The sequence below is a fragment of the Belnapia arida genome (genome assembly GCF_016773205.1).
GTDB lineage: Bacteria > Pseudomonadota > Alphaproteobacteria > Acetobacterales > Acetobacteraceae > Belnapia > Belnapia arida.
The window spans coordinates 67,889-86,636 of sequence record NZ_JAETWB010000008.1 but is presented as its reverse complement, the minus strand read 5'-3'; the positions used below and the strand labels follow the sequence as shown (position 1 = coordinate 86,636).

General features: G+C 70.7%; 14 protein-coding genes, 1 tRNA gene and 1 pseudogene. 7 read left to right on the top strand and 9 right to left on the bottom strand.

Annotated features, from left to right (window positions below):
- Positions 1-171: 171 nt before the first annotated feature.
- Positions 172-1,791 (bottom strand): ABC transporter permease, encoded by a 1,620-nt coding sequence (locus tag JMJ56_RS17220; protein ID WP_202833008.1) that lies wholly within the window; start codon positions 1,789-1,791, stop codon positions 172-174.
- Positions 1,792-1,797: 6 nt separating this feature from the next.
- Positions 1,798-2,436, bottom strand: coding sequence for a flavin reductase family protein (locus JMJ56_RS17215; RefSeq protein ID WP_202833007.1), 639 nt, complete (start codon positions 2,434-2,436; stop codon positions 1,798-1,800).
- A 123-nt stretch (positions 2,437-2,559) separates the two neighbouring features.
- Between JMJ56_RS17215 and JMJ56_RS17210 the strand changes: the two genes are divergently transcribed.
- The 4 genes from JMJ56_RS17210 to JMJ56_RS17195 are packed head-to-tail and all read left to right on the top strand — an operon-like array spanning position 2,560 to position 7,401.
- The gene (locus tag JMJ56_RS17210) at positions 2,560-4,869 is read left to right on the top strand and encodes a methyl-accepting chemotaxis protein (RefSeq protein WP_202833006.1); all 2,310 of its coding nucleotides are present in this window, start codon (positions 2,560-2,562) and stop codon (positions 4,867-4,869) included.
- Between the two features lie 54 nt (positions 4,870-4,923).
- On the top strand, positions 4,924-5,793 hold the full coding sequence (locus JMJ56_RS17205) for an MBL fold metallo-hydrolase (RefSeq protein WP_202833005.1): 870 nt from the start codon (positions 4,924-4,926) through the stop codon (positions 5,791-5,793).
- A gap of 43 nt (positions 5,794-5,836) precedes the next feature.
- Positions 5,837-6,253 carry a Zn-ribbon domain-containing OB-fold protein gene (locus JMJ56_RS17200; protein WP_202833004.1) on the top strand — a complete coding sequence of 139 codons (417 nt, stop codon included), beginning with the start codon at positions 5,837-5,839 and terminating at the stop codon, positions 6,251-6,253.
- The gene (locus JMJ56_RS17195; RefSeq protein WP_202833003.1) at positions 6,253-7,401 is read left to right on the top strand and encodes a thiolase C-terminal domain-containing protein; all 1,149 of its coding nucleotides are present in this window, start codon (positions 6,253-6,255) and stop codon (positions 7,399-7,401) included. The genes JMJ56_RS17200 and JMJ56_RS17195 overlap by 1 nt, the downstream gene beginning before the upstream one ends.
- A 65-nt stretch (positions 7,402-7,466) precedes the next feature.
- On the opposite strand, the gene JMJ56_RS17190 is transcribed toward JMJ56_RS17195, so the two are convergent.
- A tRNA-Val gene (locus JMJ56_RS17190) sits at positions 7,467-7,541 on the bottom strand.
- 100 nt (positions 7,542-7,641) lie between these two features.
- On the opposite strand from JMJ56_RS17190, the gene JMJ56_RS17185 reads away from it, so the two are divergent.
- A complete protein-coding gene (locus JMJ56_RS17185; RefSeq protein WP_202833002.1) occupies positions 7,642-8,529 on the top strand; it encodes an N-formylglutamate amidohydrolase in 888 nt (295 codons plus the stop codon).
- A gap of 183 nt (positions 8,530-8,712) precedes the next feature.
- Here the strand turns inward: JMJ56_RS17185 and JMJ56_RS17180 are convergent, their stop codons facing one another.
- Together JMJ56_RS17180 and JMJ56_RS17175 are read right to left on the bottom strand one after the other, a co-directional pair.
- On the bottom strand, positions 8,713-9,843 hold the full coding sequence (locus tag JMJ56_RS17180; protein ID WP_202833001.1) for a CaiB/BaiF CoA transferase family protein: 1,131 nt from the start codon (positions 9,841-9,843) through the stop codon (positions 8,713-8,715).
- Positions 9,844-9,982: 139 nt separating this feature from the next.
- Positions 9,983-11,152: an acyl-CoA dehydrogenase family protein gene (locus tag JMJ56_RS17175; protein ID WP_043361688.1), complete on the bottom strand. Its 1,170-nt coding sequence runs from the start codon at positions 11,150-11,152 to the stop codon at positions 9,983-9,985.
- Between the two features lie 137 nt (positions 11,153-11,289).
- Between JMJ56_RS17175 and JMJ56_RS17170 the strand changes: the two are divergent.
- Positions 11,290-12,153: pseudogene (locus JMJ56_RS17170) on the top strand (LysR family transcriptional regulator); the annotation flags it as partial.
- Between the two features lie 55 nt (positions 12,154-12,208).
- On the opposite strand, the gene JMJ56_RS33900 reads toward JMJ56_RS17170, so the two are convergent.
- The 3 genes from JMJ56_RS33900 to JMJ56_RS17160 are packed head-to-tail and all read right to left on the bottom strand — an operon-like array spanning position 12,209 to position 15,692.
- A complete protein-coding gene (locus tag JMJ56_RS33900) occupies positions 12,209-13,822 on the bottom strand; it encodes a thiamine pyrophosphate-binding protein (protein ID WP_236037847.1) in 1,614 nt (537 codons plus the stop codon).
- A gap of 11 nt (positions 13,823-13,833) precedes the next feature.
- Positions 13,834-14,241, bottom strand: coding sequence for a hypothetical protein (locus JMJ56_RS17165; protein WP_202832999.1), 408 nt, complete (start codon positions 14,239-14,241; stop codon positions 13,834-13,836).
- Positions 14,238-15,692: an N-acyl-D-amino-acid deacylase family protein gene (locus JMJ56_RS17160; protein WP_202832998.1), complete on the bottom strand. Its 1,455-nt coding sequence runs from the start codon at positions 15,690-15,692 to the stop codon at positions 14,238-14,240. The genes JMJ56_RS17165 and JMJ56_RS17160 overlap by 4 nt, the downstream gene beginning before the upstream one ends.
- Before the next feature lie 135 nt (positions 15,693-15,827).
- On the opposite strand from JMJ56_RS17160, the gene JMJ56_RS17155 reads away from it, so the two are divergent.
- Complete coding sequence (locus tag JMJ56_RS17155) at positions 15,828-17,060, top strand: ABC transporter substrate-binding protein (RefSeq protein ID WP_202832997.1); 1,233 nt, start codon at positions 15,828-15,830, stop codon at positions 17,058-17,060.
- A 15-nt stretch (positions 17,061-17,075) separates the two neighbouring features.
- Here JMJ56_RS17155 and JMJ56_RS17150 read toward each other — a convergent pair whose 3' ends face one another.
- On the bottom strand, positions 17,076-18,746 hold the full coding sequence (locus JMJ56_RS17150; RefSeq protein WP_202832996.1) for a hydantoinase B/oxoprolinase family protein: 1,671 nt from the start codon (positions 18,744-18,746) through the stop codon (positions 17,076-17,078).
- Positions 18,747-18,748 lie beyond the last annotated feature (2 nt).

The following is an 18,748-nucleotide window of genomic DNA, read 5'->3' as shown; positions in this document are numbered from 1 at the left end:
ATGCGCGAGTCCGGGAGCTGAGTACAACTTCAACGTGTAGACGGGCGCAAGGCGGCGGGGAGTTTCGATCTATCGATGGCCAGCCGCCGCCGGAGCGATTCGGTTGAGGGTGGAAACCATGATTGCGACTGCTACGTCAACACATCTCGCCGGTGAGGATCGCGAGCCGCCTCAGCGAGGGCGTGAGGCCCGGGTAAGTGCCAGGACCGGCAGCAGCCCCGCCGCGACAATCAACAGGGCCGAGGTGCTGGCCTCCGCCAGCCGCTCATCGGCGGCGAGGTTGTGGACGCGGACGGCCAGTGTGTCGAAGTCGAAGGGGCGGATGATGAGCGTCGCCGGCAACTCCTTCATCGTGTCGACGAAGACGAGGAGGCCTGCGGTGAGCAGGCTGCCACGGGCGAGCGGCAATTCCACCCGGAGCACCGAAGCGGCCGGCCCGGCGCCAAGGCTGCGCGCCGCCTCGCGCAGGCTCGGCCGCAGCCCCGCCAGCCCCGCCTCCACCGCCGAGAGCGCGACGGCCAGGAAGCGCACCAGATAGGCGAAGACCAGCGCCGCGATGCCGCCCGACAGCAGCAGCCCGGTCGAGAGGCCGAAGCGCGCCCGCATCCACCCATCGAGCGCATTGTCGAAGAGACCGAGCGGCACCAGCGTGCCGACCGCGATCACCGAGCCTGGCAGCGCATAGCCGAGCCCCGCGACGCGAAGCGCCGCCCGCTGTGCCGGTCGCGGATGCAGCCGGGCCGCCCAGCCGAGCAGCGCCGCCAGCAGGACGGCCAGCAGCCCCGCGAGTCCCGCCAACGTCACGCTGTTGCGGGCGAAGGGCAGGAAGCGCTCGGGCGAGAGCGGATCGCCGACCTGCAGCAGCAGCGTCAGCAGCGTCCCCGCCGGCACCAGGAAGCCGAGCGCCACCGGCAGCGCGCAGGCGAGGCAGGCCGCCGCCGCCCGCCAGCCCCGCAGCGGCGCCGGCCGCAACGGCGCCTCCCGTGCCGTCGTCGCATGGAAGCGCCGGCCGCCGCGGCTCGCCTGCTCAAAGACCAGCAGCATGGCCGCCAGCCCCATCAGGCAGGCGGCGAGCTGGCTGGCCGCGCCCCGGTCGCCCAGGCTGAACCAGGCCTCGTAGACGCCGGTAGTGAAGGTGCGGATGCCGAAATGCTGCACCGTGCCAAAATCCGCCAGCGTCTCCATCAGCGCCAGCGCCACGCCCCCGGCGATGGCCGGCCGCGCCATGGGCAGGGCGAGGCGGAAGAAGCACCCCGTCAGCGACTGCCCGAGCGTCCGCGCCGCCTCGACCAACCCGAGGCTCTGCTGCGCAAAGGCGCTGCGGCAGAGCAGGTAGACGTAAGGGTAGAGCACCAGCCCGAGCATCAGCGCCGCGCCGGCCAGGCTGCGGATCTCGGGGAACCAGTACTGCCCCCAGCGCAGCCCGGTCGCGCCGCGGAACGCCGTCTGCACCGGCCCGGCGACATCGAGCAGCCAGGTATAGGCATAGCCGCAGACATAGGCCGGCATCGCCATCGGCAGCAGCAGCGCCACCTCCAGTACCCGGCGCCCGGGGAAGCGGCAGGCGGTGACGAGCCAGGCCGTGACCGTCCCGACCAGGGCGGTGATCGCCGCGACGCCGAGCGCCAGCAGGGCGGAGTTGCCCAGCATCTCCGGCAGGGTGGTGCCGACGATGTACCGCGAGGCCGCGCCCAGCGGCCCCGCCGCCGCGGCCAGCACGGCCAGCAGCGGCGCGGCGACCAGGGCAGCGAGCGGCAGGGCGAGCAGCGCCCAGAGCGGAGCGCGGCCCATCGGCGACTACTTGGCGGCCTTCTTCGCCTCCCATTCGGCGACGGTAAGGCGCGGCACCTCGATCCGGTCCGTGGTGCGGGCATACCAGCCACGGCCATGCATGCGGCCAAGCAGGTTCAGCCTCGGCGTGTCGACGTAGAACTTCGTTGGGTCGAGCACGCAATCGTCCTGGATGTGCACGGCGACGACACGGCCGAGCACGATGGTGTGCTCCCCGGCCGGGACCAACTGGTAGGTGACGCATTCCAGCGCCACCGGGCTCTCGGCGATGCGCGGCGGCTTCACCTTGGCGGAGGCGAGGCGGGTGAGGCCGGCTTCGGCGATCTCATCCACCCCGGCCGGGAAGTCCACCGCCGTCGCGTTCATTTCATGCACCGCCTGCTCCGGCACCAGGCAGACGACGAATTCGCCGGTCGCCTTGATGTTGGCGCAGGTGTCCTTCGGTGCGCCCGGCGCCTTCGGCCCGCAGCCGATGCCGACCACCACCGGGTTGGAGGAGAAGGCGTTGAAGAAGGAGTAGGGCGCCGCATTGGTCACCCCGGCCGCATCCTGGGTGACGACCCAAGCGATCGGCCGTGGCACCACGGAGGAGACGATCAGCTTGTAGCAGTCCTGCGGGGCAAGCGTCTCGAAATCGAACAGCATCGGGGGCGCATCCTTCGTCGCGGCGAGGGCGGAAGGTGACGCCGGGCGGCGGGCCTGTCGAGTGGGGCGTTTGCCGCTCCTTAAACCTTGGGGAGCATGCTCCGCGCACAAGGAGATGCACCGATGCGCCTGTTCCGTGACCTTTCGGTCGGCCGCAAATTCGCCGCCAGCGCCATCCTCGCCGTCCTGCTGCTGGTCGGCATGGTCGGGCTGATGCGCCGGGATCTCGGCCTCGCTCACGAGCAAGGGGTGGCGGAACGCGCCGCCATCGCTGCGGCCCGGTCGGCGCAGCAGGCGGCGGTGCATGTCGCCCGCATCGGCACCGCCGCCCGGGGCCTGATGACTGCACAGAGGCCGGATGGCCTGGCCGCGGAACTCGCCCAGGTGGAGGAGCAGGCGCGTCTGGCCCGGCAGGAGCTGGATGCCGCCAGCGCCTCCGCTGCCGCCCGGGACATGCTGGCGGAAGCGGTCCTGGCGCTCGGGGAGTACCGGGCGGTCGCGGCCGAGCAGGCCGCGCAGCGGCAGCAGATGATCGCCGAGCGCGACGGCCCCCTGGCCCGTGCCAGCGTGGATTACGACCAGGCCTACGAGGCCGCCGCCTCGATGGTCGATTTCGACGTTCCCGCCGAGCTGCGGGAGGAGGCCCGCCAGCGCCTCGGCACTCTGCATGGGGCGGTGAACGAGGTCCGTCTCGGCATCCAGCGCTTCCTGGCGACCGAGGACGAGACCCAGGCCCGCCGCGTCCGCCGGGCCGCGGCCCAGCTCGGGGTGCATCAACGGGCGCTCGCCGCCCTTGTGCCCGAAGGCAATGCCCGCGTGCCCCTGATGCGTCTGGCGGAACTGGCACAGGCGGCCAGCCGGTCCTCGGTCGAGGTAGTGCGGCTGGTCGAATCCATCGCCGCCCTCCGCATCCAGCGCGGCAACCCCATCCGCGATGCGCTGGAATCGCACATGGCCGCTGCCGAGCGCCGGCTTGCGGCGGAGGCCGCAGAACTGAGCGAGGCCAGCGTGGCGGCATCGGTCCGGGTAGAGCGCAACGCGCTCTGGATCGGCTCGGCGGTGGCGCTGCTGCTCGCCCTCTCCGGCTGGGCCAGCGCACGGATCATCGGCGCCCCGCTGCAGCGGCTGGCCGGGGCGGTGCGCGCCATCGCCGCCGGCGATGCGGCGTTCGAGGTGCCGGACCGCGGGCGGCGCGACGAGATCGGCGGCATCGCCAACGCGCTGGAGGGGCTGCGCGGCACGGTGCAGCGCGCCTTCGCCCAGCAGCAGATGCTGGAACAGCTGCCGATCGCGGTGATGACCGCCGACCCGCGGGACGACTTCCGCATGGGCTACATGAACCCGGCGACCCAGGTGCTGTTCCGCCGCATTGGCCAATGGTTGCCCTGCCCGGTGGAGGAGATGCCAGGCCAGAGCATCGACATCCTGCACCGCAACCCGCAGCACCAGCGTGCCCTCCTCAGCGACCCGAGCCGCCTGCCGCACAAGGCGCGCATCCGGCTGGGCGACGAGGTGCTCGATCTCAGCGTCAGCGCGATCCGCGATGGCAAGGGCCAGTACGTCAACGCCATGCTCGTCTGGTCGCTGGTAACGGCCCAGGCGCGGCTTGCCGACCGGTTCGAGGCGGAGATCGGCGGTGTGGTCGGTGCGGTCTCGGCCGCCGCGGCGCAGATGCAGGAGGCGGCTCGTGCCCTGTCCAGCGCCTCCGAGACCAGCGGGCGGGAGGCTGATGCGGTGGCCGAGGCCGGGCAGCAGGCCGGCGCCGACGTGCAGTCCGTCGCCGCCAGCGCGGAGCAGCTGGCGGCGAGCGTCGCCGAGATCAGCCGCCAGGTAGCCGATGGCGCCGCCGTCGCGCGCGACGCCGCGGCCGAGGCGCGGGCGACGGATGAGACGGTGCAGGGCCTCGCCCAGGCGGCGCAGCGCATCGGCGATGTAGTGCGGCTGATCGGCGACATCGCCGGCCAGACCAACCTGCTGGCGCTGAACGCCACCATCGAGGCGGCGCGGGCGGGCGAGACCGGCAAGGGCTTCGCCGTGGTGGCGAGCGAGGTGAAGCAACTCGCCGGCCAGACGGCAAAGGCGACGGAGGAGATCGCCAGCCAGGTCGGCGGCATCCAGGCGGCGACCGGCAAGGCGGTCACGGCACTGCGCTCGATCGGCGGCATCATCGAGCGGATCAACGAGGTCACGGCGGCGATCGCCGCCGCCGTGGAGGAGCAGGGGAGCGCCACGCAGGAGATCGCCCGCAGCGCCGGGCAGGTGGCCTCCGGCACGGCGGATGTCGCCCGGCGCATCCAGGACGTGCAGCGCGCGGCGCGGGAGACGGGCGAATCCTCGGCCAGCCTGCTCGGCGCGGCGGATGGGCTGGGCGGTCATGCCGGCACGCTCCACGCCCGGGCCGGCGAGTTCCTGGAGCAGATCCGCCGGGCGTAGCGCCGGCGCGGCGGCGGCGATAGCCTGCACCCAAGAACTGGAGGAGCGCAGGCCATGTTACCGACCGAACAGGTCCCGGCTGTCTATCACCGCCGGGTCGGCGACATCACCCTCACCGCCATTGGTGACGGGCATCTCGATGGCTCCATGGCCGTCATCCAGAACATCGCTCCGGAGGAGGCCGCGCGGATGCTGCGCGAGGCCTTCCGCCCGGTGCCGCGGCGGACGGCGGTGAACACCTTCCTCATCCGCTCCGGCGGGCGAACGGCGCTGGTCGATACCGGCTGCGGCACGGCGATGGCGGCGAGCGCGGGCAAGCTGTTCCGCAACCTGGCGGCGGCCGGCGTGGATCCGGGCGAGATCGACACGGTCTTCCTCACCCATATGCATCCCGACCATTCGAACGGGCTCTCGGCCAATGGCCTGCCGCTCTTTCCCCGGGCGGAGCTGGCGATGCATGAGGCCGAGCACCGCTTCTGGCATGACGGCGCGGCCATGGCGGGGGCCGACGAGGCCAGCCGCGAGCGCAACTTCCAGGCCTGCCGCGACCAGTCGGCCCCTTACCGGGACCGGCTGAAGCTGTTCAGCGGCGGCGAGGTCTTCCCCGGCGTCACCGCCATGCCTTTCCCGGGCCACACCCCGGGGCATAGCGGCTACCTGCTGGCCTCGGGGGGCGAAAGCCTGCTGATCTGGGGCGACATCATTCATGTGCCCGAGATCCAGGTGCCGCGGCCGGAGGTGACCATGGCCTTCGACATCGATCCGGCGCAGGCCGAGGCGACGCGGCGCCGCGTCTTCGACATGGTGGCGAGCGAGGGGCTGGCGGTGGCCGGGATGCACATGCATTTCCCCGGCTTCCTGCATCTGGTCCGGCACGGCACCGGCCACGCGCTGATCCCGGAGGCCTGGGCGACCGCCCTGTAGCGTGGCAGGGTGCGCCGCCACCATCGAAAGGGAGGAATGGCGCATGCTCGCACCGGGTCGGCCGAAGCCGAAACCAACACCCGAAACCCAGCATTTCTGGGATGGCTGCAAGCAGGGCAAGCTGCTGCTGCAGCGCTGCGGCGACACGGGCAAGGCCTATTTCCCGCCGCGCCCCTTTAGCCCCTATACCGGCACGCGGAACGTGGAGGTGTTCGAGGCCTCGGGCCGGGCGAAGCTCCACAGCTACGTCATCCACCACCGCCCCGTCCCCGGCTTCACCCCGCCCTACGCGATCGCGGTGGTGGAACTCGAGGAAGGGCCGCGGCTGATGACCAACGTCGTGGATTGCGAGCAGACGCCGGAGGCGCTCCAGCTCGACATGCCGATGGAAGTCGCCTTCACCCCGCTCGACGAGGAGGTCACGCTGCCCCTCTTCCGCCCCGCGAAGGAGAGCAAGTGATGATCCGTCCCGGAGAGATCGCCGTCGTCGGCGCCGCGGAATCGACCAAGATCGGCGCCGTGCCGGGCATGTCGCAGATCATGCTGCATGCCGATGCCGCGCTGAACGCCATGGCGGAGACGGGGCTGAAGCCGGGCGACATCGACGGCGTCGCCTGCGTCGGCCCGATGATGCCGCAGCAGATCGCCCACTACCTCGGCATCACGCCGAAATGGGTGGACGGCACCGGGGTGGGCGGTTGTTCCTTCATGCTGCATGTGCGGCATGCGGCGGCGGCCATCCATGCCGGCTATGCCAAGACTATCCTCATCACCCATGGCGAGAGCGGCAAGTCGCGCATCAACGCGACGCCCCGCCCGCCGGAGCCGGAGAGCCTGAACGGCCAGTTCGAGGTGCCCTATGGTCCCTTCGGCCCGCCGACGCTCTTCCCGATCCCCGTGCTCCGCTACATGAAGGAGCGCGGCGTCAGCCATGAGGACCTGGCGATGGTCGCCGTGGTCCAGCGGGAATGGGCGGGCAAGAATCCGCGGGCCATGTTCCGCGACCCGATCACGGTCGACGACGTGCTGAACAGTCGGATGATCGCCTACCCCTTCCGCATCCTGCAGTGCTGCCTGGTGACGGATGGCGGCGGCGCGCTGATCCTGACCAGCGCCGACCGGGCGAAGGACTTCCCGACCAAGCCGGTCTACATCCTCGGCACCGGCGAATCGGTCGAGACCAACATGGTCTCGCAGATGAAGGACTTCACCTCTTCCTCTGCCTTCCGCGTGGCCGGGCCGACGGCGATCGAGGCGGCCGGCATCGACCGCTCGGCGGTGGATCACATGATGATCTACGACGCCTTCGCCCATCTGCCGCTCTACGGGCTGGAGGATCTCGGCTTCTGCAAGCCGGGCGAGGCGGCGGGCTTCATCCGCGAGGGCAACACGCGGCCGGGGGGCAAGCTGCCGCTCAACACCAATGGAGGCGGCCTGTCCTACACCCATACTGGCATGTACGGCATGTTTGCCCTGCAGGAGAGCATCCGGCAGATGCGCGGCACGGCGCCGGCGCAGGTGGAAGGCGCAAAGATCTCGGTCTGCCACGGCGTAGGCGGCATGTTCAGCGCCAGCGGCACGGTCGTCTTCTCCAACGAGAAGCCGTGAGGGGGGCGGGGCGGTGCTGCGGCGCCGCCCCATCCAACCCACTGATTTACAAAAGGGAAAAGGCATGGTGGGCGCAACAGGGATTGAACCTGTGACCCCTACCGTGTCAAGGTAGTGCTCTACCGCTGAGCTATGCGCCCATGCCTGCGGTGCGGCTATCTAGCGTGGCGTTGCCGTCACGGCAAGCCATCCCGCGGCCGATGATGACACTTCTCCGCAGCTATGGCTTGATCGGCCCCGATGGACCTTCCCCTGACCCCGGATGCCGGGCCGCCGCCGCTCCAGGATGAGCCGCCGCCCTACGGCCTGATCCGCCCCGCTACGCATCGCGTCCCGGTCATCTTCGCCTCGCCTCATTCCGGCCGGGCCTATCCGGCGGATTTCGTCGCCGCCGCGCGGCTCGACCCGGTGGCGCTCCGCAAGTCGGAGGACGGTTTCGTCGATGAGCTTTTCGGCGCCGCCCCAGCCGAGGGCATGCCCCTGCTGGCCGCAACCTTCCCCCGCGTCTTCTGCGACGTGAACCGCGAGCCCTGGGAGCTCGACCCAGGCATGTTCGACGGCCCGCTACCCCCTTGGGTGAACACCGCCTCGCCACGCGTCGGCGCCGGGCTTGGCACCATCGCCCGCGTGGTGGCGACGGGGGAGGCGGTCTATCGCCGCCAGCTGTCCTTCGCCGAGGCGGAGGACCGCATCCGCCGCTACTGGCAGCCCTACCACGCGGCCCTGGCGGCGCTGATCGCCGAGACACGGGCCGAGTTCGGCACCTGCCTGCTGATCGACTGCCACTCCATGCCGACCCACCCGGCCCAGGCGGCGAACCCGCCCGATTTCGTCCTCGGTGATGCCCATGGCACCGCCTGCGCCCCGCGCGCGACGCGGCTGGTGGAGGAGGCGCTGGCCGGAATGGGCTACCGGGTGCGGCGGAACGACCCCTATGCCGGCGGCTACGTCACCCGCCATTATGGCCGCCCGCGCGACGGCGTGCATGCCCTGCAGATCGAGGTCGCCCGGCCGCTCTACATGGATGAGGCGCGGATCGAGCGCCTGCCCCGCATGGCGGTGCTTCAGGCCGACATCACCCGGCTGATCGCCGGCCTCGCCGCGACGGATTGGCGCTTCCTTGGCTGACCCTGCCGGGCCGCGGACAAAAAAAGGGCGGTGGCTTGCGCCACCGCCGAGTTTAGGGAGGAAACGTCCAAGAAAGACAACAACCCGGCAACGCCGTGTTGCTGCGATGCACAATCTAGGTCCGGCGCGGCCCCGATGCAAGCGCTTTTTTGCAGTGCAGCATCGCAATGGCCGCATGGCTCCTCATGCGGCGAATTCCGCCCGGATGGCTGCGCTGTGCTGGCCGAGCGACGGCACCGGGCCGAGGCTCCGCGCTCCGTCCGACAGCCGGGCCGGGGGAGCACCGATGCCGATCGGCCCTGCCTCGGTCTCCACCGTGACCCGGCGGAAGGCCGGATGGGTCCTGAGCCCCTCGCAATCATTGACGAAGCCGAAGGCGATGCTGGCGCGCTGAAGCTTCTCCGCGCAGGTAGCGCGGTCGAGCGTGGCGAAGGTCCGGGCGATATAGGCGTCCACCATCGGCCGGTGTGCCACCCGCTCGTTGTTGCTGCGGAAGCCCTCGCGCTGGGGCAGTTCCGGCTCCTCCAGGAAATGGGTGCAGAAATTGGCCCATTCCCGCTCGTTCTGGATGGAGATGAGTACCGGCACCCCGCCCGCCGTCTCGAAGGCGCCATAAGGGCAGATGGAGGGATGGGCGAGGCCGATCCGCGGCGGGTTCCGCCCCGTCCCCTCGTATTGCAGCAGCGGCACCGTCATCCAGTCGGCCATGCCATCGAAGAGGCTGACGGCGATGCCCTTGCCCCGGCCGGTGATGCCGCGCTCGATAAGCGCCTCCAGCACCGCCGCATGGGCATGCATCCCGCAGGCGATGTCGCAGGCCGAGACGCCGACGCGCCCAGGCCCCTCGGCCCGGCCGGTGATGCTGGCGAGGCCCGATTCGGCCTGCACCAGCAGGTCATAGGCCTTCATCTTGGCGTATTCGCCCTCTTCCCCGTAGCCGGAGATGTCGACGGTGATGAGCCGCGGATGCCGCTCGCGCAGCGCCGCCGAGCCGAAGCCGGCGCGGGCCATCGCCCCCGGCGCCAGGTTCTGGATGAAGACATCCGCCCGCGCCACCAGCCGTTCCAGCAGCGCCTTGTCGTCGGGTGCCTTGATGTCGAGGCAGAGGCTCTCCTTCCCCCGGTTCAGCCAAACGAAGTAGGTGGAGAGGCCCTGGGCCGCGGCGTCATAGGCCCGGGCGAAATCGCCCTCCGGCCGCTCGATCTTGATCACCCGCGCCCCCGCATCGGCCAGGCGGGAGGCGCAATAGGGCGCGGCGACGGCCTGTTCCATCGAGACGACGAGCAGGCCTTCGAGCGGCTTCGATCCTGGCATCCGGTTCCTCCTTCATTCCATCAGCAGGGCGGCGGCCGCGGCGATGAGGCTGGTGACCGGGACGCGCCAGGCCGGCGACGTCGCACTCCCCGTCGCCCCGGTCAGCCAGGCAATGACGCCGCGCACCGGATGTTCGGCGTCAGTAGCTGCGCGGCATCCCGAGGACGTGCTCGCCGACATAGCTCAGCACCAGGTTCGTGCTGATCGGCGCTACCTGGTAGAGCCGCGCCTCGCGGTACTTCCGCTCCACGTCGTATTCCTCGGCGAAGCCGAAGCCGCCATGGGTCTGGATGCAGGCCTCGCCCGCCGCCCAGGCGGCATCGGCGGCGAGCATCTTGCCCATGTTGGCCTCCTCGCCGCAGGGCTCGCCGCGCTCGAATTTGGCGAGGCCCTGGCGCAGCAGCGCCTCGGCGGCGCGCATCTGGGCGTAGGCCTTGGCGATCGGGAACTGGACGCCCTGGTTCTGCCCGATCGGCCGGCCGAACAGCACCCGCTCCTTGCTGTACTCGACGGCCTTGTGGATGAACCACTTGGCATCGCCGATGCTCTCGGAGGAGATCAGCAGCCGCTCGGCATTCATCCCGTCGAGGATGTAGCGGAAGCCCTTGCCTTCGATGCCGACCAGGTTCTCCGCCGGCACCACCATGTTGTCGAAGAAAACCTCGGTGGTGTTGTGGTTCATCATGGTGCGGATCGGGCGGATGGTGAGGCCGTTGCCGAGCGCGGCCTTCATGTCGACGATGAAGGTGGACAGCCCATCGGTCTTCTTCGCCACCTCGCCCCGCGGCGTGGTGCGGGCCAGCAGCAGCATCAGGTCGGAATGCTCGGCGCGGCTGGTCCAGATCTTCTGGCCGTTAACGATGTACTTGTCGCCTTCCCGCTTGGCGAAGGTGCGGAGCGCGGTGGTGTCCGTCCCGCTCGTCGGCTCGGTCACGCCGAAGGCCTGCAGCCGCAGCTCGCCGGAGGCGATGCCCGGCAGGTAGCGCTGCTTCTGCTCCGGGCTGCCATGCTTGAGGATGGTGCCCATGATGTACATCTGCGCGTGGCAGGCGCCGGCATTGCCGCCGGAGCGGTGGATCTCCTCGAGGATCGCCGCGGCGGCGGAGAGCGGCAGGCCGGCCCCACCATATTCCTCAGGGATCAGCGCGCCGAGATAGCCGGCCTCGGTCAGCGCCTTCACGAATTCGGTCGGATAGGCGCGGTCACGGTCCACTTGGCGCCAGTACTCGCCAGGGAAGCGGGCGCAGAGCTTCGCCACCTCCTCGCGGATCTCGGCATGCGGGTCGGCGATCGGCAGCGACTGATCCATGGCGTGTTCCTCCGGGCTTCGGGATTAGGGCGTGGTCCGGGCCCTTGGCAAGCCGAGGGGAAGATGGGGTCCGCTGAGGCTTCAGGTAATTCGAATTCAGCGATGGCAGCCATAACCGGGCGCTATAAGTTGTCCGGATGGACCTGAAGCAGCTCCGCACCTTCCGCGAGGTCGCCGATTCCGGCTCGCTCAGCCGCGCCGCGGACCGGCTGCACCTGGCCCAACCGGCACTTTCCCGCCAAATCCGACTGCTGGAGGCGGAGGTCGGTTTGCCGCTCTTCGCCCGGCACGGGCGGGGGATGCAGCTCACCGAGGCGGGCATGGCGCTGCTGGAGCGCATCGACGGCCCGGTGCGCCAGCTGGAGCGCGCCATCGACGAGGTCCGCAGCCTCGGCGGTGCCGTCGCCGGGCAGGTGGCGCTCGGGATGATGCCGACCATCGCCACCGTCCTCGCCGGGCCGCTGGCGAGGCGGGTGGCGCTCGAGCATCCCGGCCTCTCGCTCCGCATCGTCGAGGGTTATACCGGCCATCTGGTCGAATGGGTGCAGCGTGGCGTCACCGATGCGACCCTCCTCTATGGCCCGGCACCGGCGCTGCACCTCCGTGTGACGCCGCTGCTGATCGAGGAGATGGTGCTGGTCGGTGCCGCCGGCAGCGGCATCGGGCCGGAGCCCGTGCCCTTCGCCGCGCTCGCCGGCCGGCGGCTGGTGATGCCGAGCCGCCAGCACGGCCTCCGCCGCATCGTCGAGGCCGCCGCCGGCCGCGCCCGCATCGCCCTCGACGTCGCCGTCGAGGCGGACAGCTTCGGCGTGCTGAAGGAGCTTGTGGTGAGCGGCATCGGCGAGGCGGTGCTGCCCCGTTCGGCCATCCGCGAGGAAGAAGCGGCCGGCCGCCTCCGCTCCGCCCCGCTGGTCCGGCCGGTGCCGCGCCGGCAGGTGGTCCTCGCCCTGCCGACCGACCGCGCGCCTTCCCGCGCCACGGCGCTGGTGCTCACCCTGCTGGCCGAGGAGGTCGCCGCCCGCGAGGCCGCCGGCGACTGGCAGCGGATGGACGCGGCTACCGACGGGGCAGCACCGCCTCCAGCGAGGTCCGCACCATCACCGCCGATGGCCCTGGCTCCCGCAGCGCCGCCTCCAGCGCCGGCAGGTTCCCCTGGCCCTCCACCACCGTCACCGGCACCCGGAAGGCAGCGCACCAGGCGGCGAAATCCGGGTTGACCAGGCCGGTGCCGGAGACCCGGCCGGGATGCGCCCGCTCCTGGTGGATGCGGATGCTGGCATAGCTGCCATTGTCGGAGAGGATCAGCGTCATCGGCGCCCCGCGCGCCACGGCGACGGCGAACTCGCCCCCCGTCATCAGCGCCCCGCCATCCCCGACGAGGCCGATCACCCGCCGCTCCGGGTGGCGCAGCGCGGCGGCAACGGCCGCCGGCACGCCGAAGCCCATGGCCCCGGAGACGGGAGCCAGCAGCCGCTGCGGCGGCGTCCAGCCGACCTTGCGGTAGAAAGGGGCGCCGAAGGTGCCGGCATCGAGGGCGACGATGGCATCGGCCGGCGCCGCCCGCTCGATCAGCTTGGCCACCTCGGCGAAGGCGACGCCATCCGGCCACTCGCGCGACGCCACCTGGCAGTCGGAGAGGTGCAGGTCGTGCAGCTGCGCCGTCCAGGCGCCACGCCCGGCCGGTGCGCCGGGCGCCTCGCCCGCGAGCGCCGCGACGGTCGCACACGCATCGGCCGCGATCGCCATCTCGGCCGGGAAGAGCCAGCCGAGGAAGCGGGGGTCGGCGCAGACATGCACCAGCCGCTGGCCCGGCGCAGGCCAGGACCAACCCTGGGTGGTGATGTCGGTCAACCGCGTACCGAGTGCCAGCACGAGATCGGCCTCGGCGAAGGCCGCCCGCTGCGCATCCGGGTTGCGGAGGCCGAGATCGCCCGCATAGAGCGGATGCCGGTTGGGGAAGAGGTCCTGCCGCCGGAAGGAGACGGCAACGGGCAACTGCCAGGCCTCGGCGAAGGCCAGCAGCGCCTCGCGCCCGCCCGCCCCCTCGAAGCCATGCCCGGCCAGCAGGATCGGCCGCTCCGCCCCGCGCAGCAGCGCCGCCAGCCGGGCCGCATCGGCCGGGGAGGGGGGCACGGCCCCCGGCAGGGTCGCCGGCAGCGGCGGCGCGGCGCAGTCCGTCGCCAACACATCCTCCGGCAGGGCGAGCACCACCGGCCCCGGCACGCCGCCCATCGCCATCGCATAGGCGCGGGCGATCAGCTCCGGCACCTGCTCCGCCTCCGTCGCCTCGCCGACCCATTTGGCGATGCCGCGGAACATGTTGGCGTAATCGATCTCCTGGAAGGCGTTCCGCCGCAGGTCCCGCCGCTCCACCTGGCCGATCAGCAGGATCAGCGGCACCGCATCCTGCTCCGCCGTATGCACGGCGATGGAGGCGTTGCAGGCCCCGGGGCCCCGCGAGACCAGCACCACCCCCGGCCGCCCGGTGAGCTTCGCATCGGCCACCGCCATGAAGCCCGCCCCGCCCTCGCTCCGGCAGGTGACGAGGTCGATCGCCGAGCCATGCAGCGCGTCGAGCAGGGCGATGTAGCTCTCACCGGGCACGCAGAAGGCGCGGTCGATGCCCTGCACGGCGAGAAAGTCGACGATCCGGTCCGCGGCCGTGGCCATGTCCTGCCCCTCTAGCTGCGGCTTTCCGCCGCTGTCTCGATGTTGAGGATGCGCTCGCCGGCAACCGCCACCGTGGCGCGCAGCAGCACGCTCCGCTGGCCTTCCGCGCGGAAGGCAAGGGCGCAGTCCCACCCCACCCGCTGCGTGCAGTTGAGTCCGAGCCCTTGCAGCCGTTGGACCAGCGGCGTCACCGGCGTGCCGGGCGGAAAGTCCCGCACCAGCTCCGCCTTCAGCGCCGCCGCCGCCCCAGCCGGGCCGAGCCGCTGGAAGCGCTCGATCGGCGAGGCCGCCTCCTCCTGCCCGCCAAGCCAGGCGGCCGCCGCGACCATGGCGAGGATTGCGCCGCCGAGCAGCGCCGCCCGCAGCAGTGTGCTCCGCTGCACCGGCAGCGCTCCAGCCGTCGCCTCCGTCTCGCTCATGCGCGGTGGCGGCGCACCAGTCGGCCGGGCGTCTCGCCGGTGAGGCCGGTGCCGGCGCGGAAGGTCGGGACGCCGTTGGTCCAAACCTCCTCGATCCCCTCCGATTCCTGCTTCGGGTTCTCGAAGGTCGCGCGGTCGATGACCTTGTGCGGGTCGAACAGCACGAGGTCCGCATAGGCCCCCGGCTTGAGCACGCCGCGGTCCACCATGCCGAAGAGCGAGGCGGTGCGCCCGGTCATCTTGTGGATGGCCGTCTCCATGTCGAGCAGGCCGAGCTGGCGCGAGTAGAAGCCGAGCACGCGGGGGAAGGTGCCCCAAAGGCGGGGGTGCGGATGGTCATCATGCGGGATGCCGTCCGAGCCGATGACCGACATCGGGTGCGCCATGATCCGGCGGACATCCTCCTCGTCCATCTGGAAGGTGATGGCGCCGGCCGGGCTCAGCTTCTCCGCTGCGGCGCGCTGGTCCATGTTCCAGTTGCGGGCGACCTCGGCGAGGTCCTTGCCGGCGAATTCCGGATGCGGCACCGACCAGGTGATGATCACCCGCACGTCGTCGCGCAGCCGGTCGGGCATCAGCACGGTGGACCCGGCCGGGTAGGGGTACATGTCGTAGGCGACTTCCTGCAGCGAGGCGCTGGCCTCGAGCAGCGCCAGCGTCTGCACGCTGCGGCCGTAATTCTCCGGCATCGAACACTTGTGGTGGCTGATCCAGACCGGCACGCCGACCTTCTTACCGATCTTCAGCGTCTCCTCGATCGAGGCGCAGACGCGGTCGGCCTCGTCGCGCATATGGGTGAAGTACATGCCTCCCGCGGCGCGCAGCGGCTCGGCGACGGCGATCACTTCCTCGGTCGTCGCATGCATGTTGGGCTTGTACCAGAGGCCGGTGGAGAAGCCGGAGGCGCCCTCCGCCAGCGCCTCGGCGACCATCTGCCGCATCCTGGCGATCTCGGCGTCCCGCGCCGGCCGGTAGAGATCCTCGCCCATGACGCGGTAGCGCAGCGTCTGGTGGCCGACGAGCGCATAGGTGTTCACCGCCGCCGGGGTCTTCTTCAGCGCCTGCGCATATTCGCCGAAGCTGTCGAAGGCGAGGCCGCTCTCGCCCACCAGGTCGAGCGGCGGCGGTGGCCGGTCCCCCGTGATCCGCAGCGGCGCGAGGGAGACGCCGCAATTACCGACGACGACGGTGGTGACGCCCTGGCTCGACTTGCAGTGCAGGCAGGAGGGCCCGCAGAGCACGGCGCGGTCGTCATGCGTATGCGCGTCGATGAAGCCCGGCGCGACAGCGCGGCCGGTGGCGATCACCTCGCGGTCGGCGCTGGCGCCGCCGAGGTCGCCGACCGCCACGATCCGCTCCCCGGTGACGCCGACATCGCCCACCCGGCGCGGCCCGCCGGTGCCGTCGAAGAGGGTGGCGTCGCGGATGATGAGGTCGCAGCGGAGGGCCATCGGTGCGGGGCTCCTGGTCGGTTCGGTCGCCCCAGGGTTACGCCTCCGCTGGGCCGGGGGGAAGGCCATCCTGGGCGGCGGTTGCCAATCGGCAGGACCGGCGGCAGCCTGACGGCCAATCAGGAGGAAACGATCATGATCCAATTCGACCGCCGGCGGCTGCTGGCCGGCCTCGGCGCCACGCTGGCCACCACCGGCGGAGCGCAGGCCCAGGGCGCCGGCCAGCCCATCCGCATCGGCGTGCTGGCCGATTTTTCGGGCTCCTACCGCGACACCTCCGGCCCCACCTCCGTCGCCTGCACGCAGCAGGCCGTCGAGGATTCCGGCCTCGCCGCCCGCGGCATCCAGGTCGAGATCCTGCAGGGCGACCATCAGAACAAGCCGGACGTCGCCATGGCCACCGCCCGGCAATGGATCGACCAGCGCGGCGTGGACATGATCTGCGAGGTGAACCACTCCGCCATCGCGCTCGCCCTGGCCGGGCTAGTGCAGGAGAAGAACAAGGTCCAGATGAACAGCGGTGCCCTGAGCGCCGTCATCACCGGGGAGCGCTGCTCGGCCAACACCGTCCACTGGACGGCCGATACCTGGATGCTGGCGAACTCCGTCGGCCAGGCGACGGTGAAGAGCGGCGGCGACAGCTGGTACTTCATTACCGCCGACTACGCCTTCGGCCACCAGATGGAACGGGACCTGACGCGCTTCGTCGGCGCCGCCGGCGGCCGGGTGATGGGCGCCGCGCGCTTCCCCTTCCCGGGCACTTCGGATTTCTCCTCCTTCCTCGTGCAGGCGCAGTCCAGCCGGGCCAAGGTGGTGGGGCTGCTGATGGCCGGCGCCGACATGATCAACTGCATCAAGCAGGCGCGTGAATTCGGCGTGACGCGTCGCGCCCGGCTGGTTGGGACGCCGATGTTCATCACCGACATCCACGCCATGGGCCTCGAGACGGCGCAAGGGCTGACGGTCTGCGAGACCTTTTACTGGGACCTGAACGACCGCACCCGCGCGTTCAATGCGCGGGTCAAGCCGAAGACGCCGACCAACACCCCGAACCAGGAGCATGCCGGCACCTATTCCGGCGTGCTGCACTATCTGAAGGCGGTGGCCGATCTCGGCCTGGAGAGGGCCAAGGCGAGCGGCCTCGAGGTCGTGCAGCGCATGAAGGCGATGCCGACCGATGATGACTGCTTCGGCCCCGGCAAGCTGCGGGAAGACGGGCGGAAGATCCACCCGGCCCATCTCTTCGAGGTGAAGGCGCCTGGCGAGAGCAAGGGCGCCTGGGACTACTACCGTCTGGTCGGCAGCGTCGGCGCCGAGGAGGCCTTCCGGCCCCTCAGCGAGGGCAACTGCCCGCTCGTGCGGACCTGACCCGAGACGACGGCGTCAGACCTCGACGCCGTAGATCTCCCGCGCCGCCTGGCGGGTGATGAGCCCATCCGCCACGTCGCGCCGCACCAGTGCCGGGTCGCGCGCCTTCGGGTCGCCCATGCCGCCGCCGCCCGGCAGCTTCAGCAGCAGCCGCCGCCCCTTGGGGATCACCTGGAACCCCTTGGTGCGCAGTGGCGTGCCATTGGCATCGTTCAGCCCGACCCAGCCGCCCGCGCCCTCGCCGCCGCCCTCGCGCCCCTTCGGCGGGTTGGCGACGCGGTCGAAGATGGCGTTAACCGCGAATTCGGCATCGCCCTTGGCACCGATCTCCATGATCTGGCCGAAGCCGCCCCGCGTCCGTCCGGCGCCGGCCGAATCCGGCCGCAGCTCCTTCCGCCAGAAGATCACCGGCGCGACATTCTCCGTCGCCTCGACCGGCATGGTCCGGACGCCGGAGGGGAAGGCGATGCCGTCCAGCCCGTCCTTGGTCGGCCGCGCGCCCGTGCCGCCGGAGTTGAAGGTGATGATCTCGAAATCCTCGGTCTCGGCATTCTGGCCGGAGACCTGCGATCCACCCCGCAGCGGCGGATTCCAAAGCGCCGAGGAGCCCTCCGCATTCACCCGCTCCGGCACCGCCTGATGCAGGCAGCCCATCATCAGGTCCGGCAGCAGCTGCCCGACGACATGCCGGACCGAGACCGGATAGGGCCGCGGCGCATTCAGGATGCAGCCCTCGGGGATGACCATGTGGAAGGGGCTGAGCGAGGCCCAGTTGTTCGGGATCTCCGGCGCCACGACGCATTTGATCCCGAAGCAGGAATAGGCCCGGCAATAGGCCGGCGGCACGTTGATCCCGCGCGTCGAAAGGCCGGAGGTGCCGGCATAGTCGACGGTGATCCGGTCCTCCCCGATCGTCATCGCCGCCTGGAGCGTGACCTCGAACTCATAGCCGTCCGACTTGATCTGCCCACCATAGGTGCCACGGGGGAGCTTCCTGATCTCCTCCAGCGTCGCATGCAGCGAGCTCTCGAAGATGTACTCGGCGAGCGGGTCGATGCTCTCCATGCCGAACTCGTCCATCATCTCGACGAGCCGCTTGGCGCCAGCGTCGTTGCAGGCGCAGAGGGAGTAGACATCGCCCTCCAGCTCCACCGGCGTGCGGCTGCCGGCGCGGAGGAAGTCGAAGAAGGTCTCGTTCGGCCGCCCCCGGTCGAAGCACTTCACGATAGGGATGTAGAGCCCTTCCTCGAAGACGCTCCGCCCCTCCGGCCCCATGCCGAGCCCGCCGATATCGATGATATGCGCCGTGTTGGCGAAGAGGCCGACGATCCTGCCGTTGCGGAAGGCCGGCGTGACCACGGTGAGGTCATGCAGGTGCCCGGTGCCGAGCCAGGGGTCGTTGGTGATGTAGTGGTCGCCCGGCTGCATCGCACGGGCGGGGAATTTCGCCAGGAAATGCCCGACCGACTCCATCATCGAGTTGACGTGGCCCGGCGTCCCCGTCACCGCCTGGGCCAGCATGCGGCCCTGGAGGTCGAAGATGCCGGCCGACAGGTCGCCCGCCTCGCGCACCGTGGTGCTGAAGGCGGTGCGGATCATGGTCTGTGCCTGTTCCTCGACCACCGCGATGAGGCGGTTCCACTGGATCTGGCGCTGGATCGTCGCAAGTGCCCCGGTCTCTTTCACGG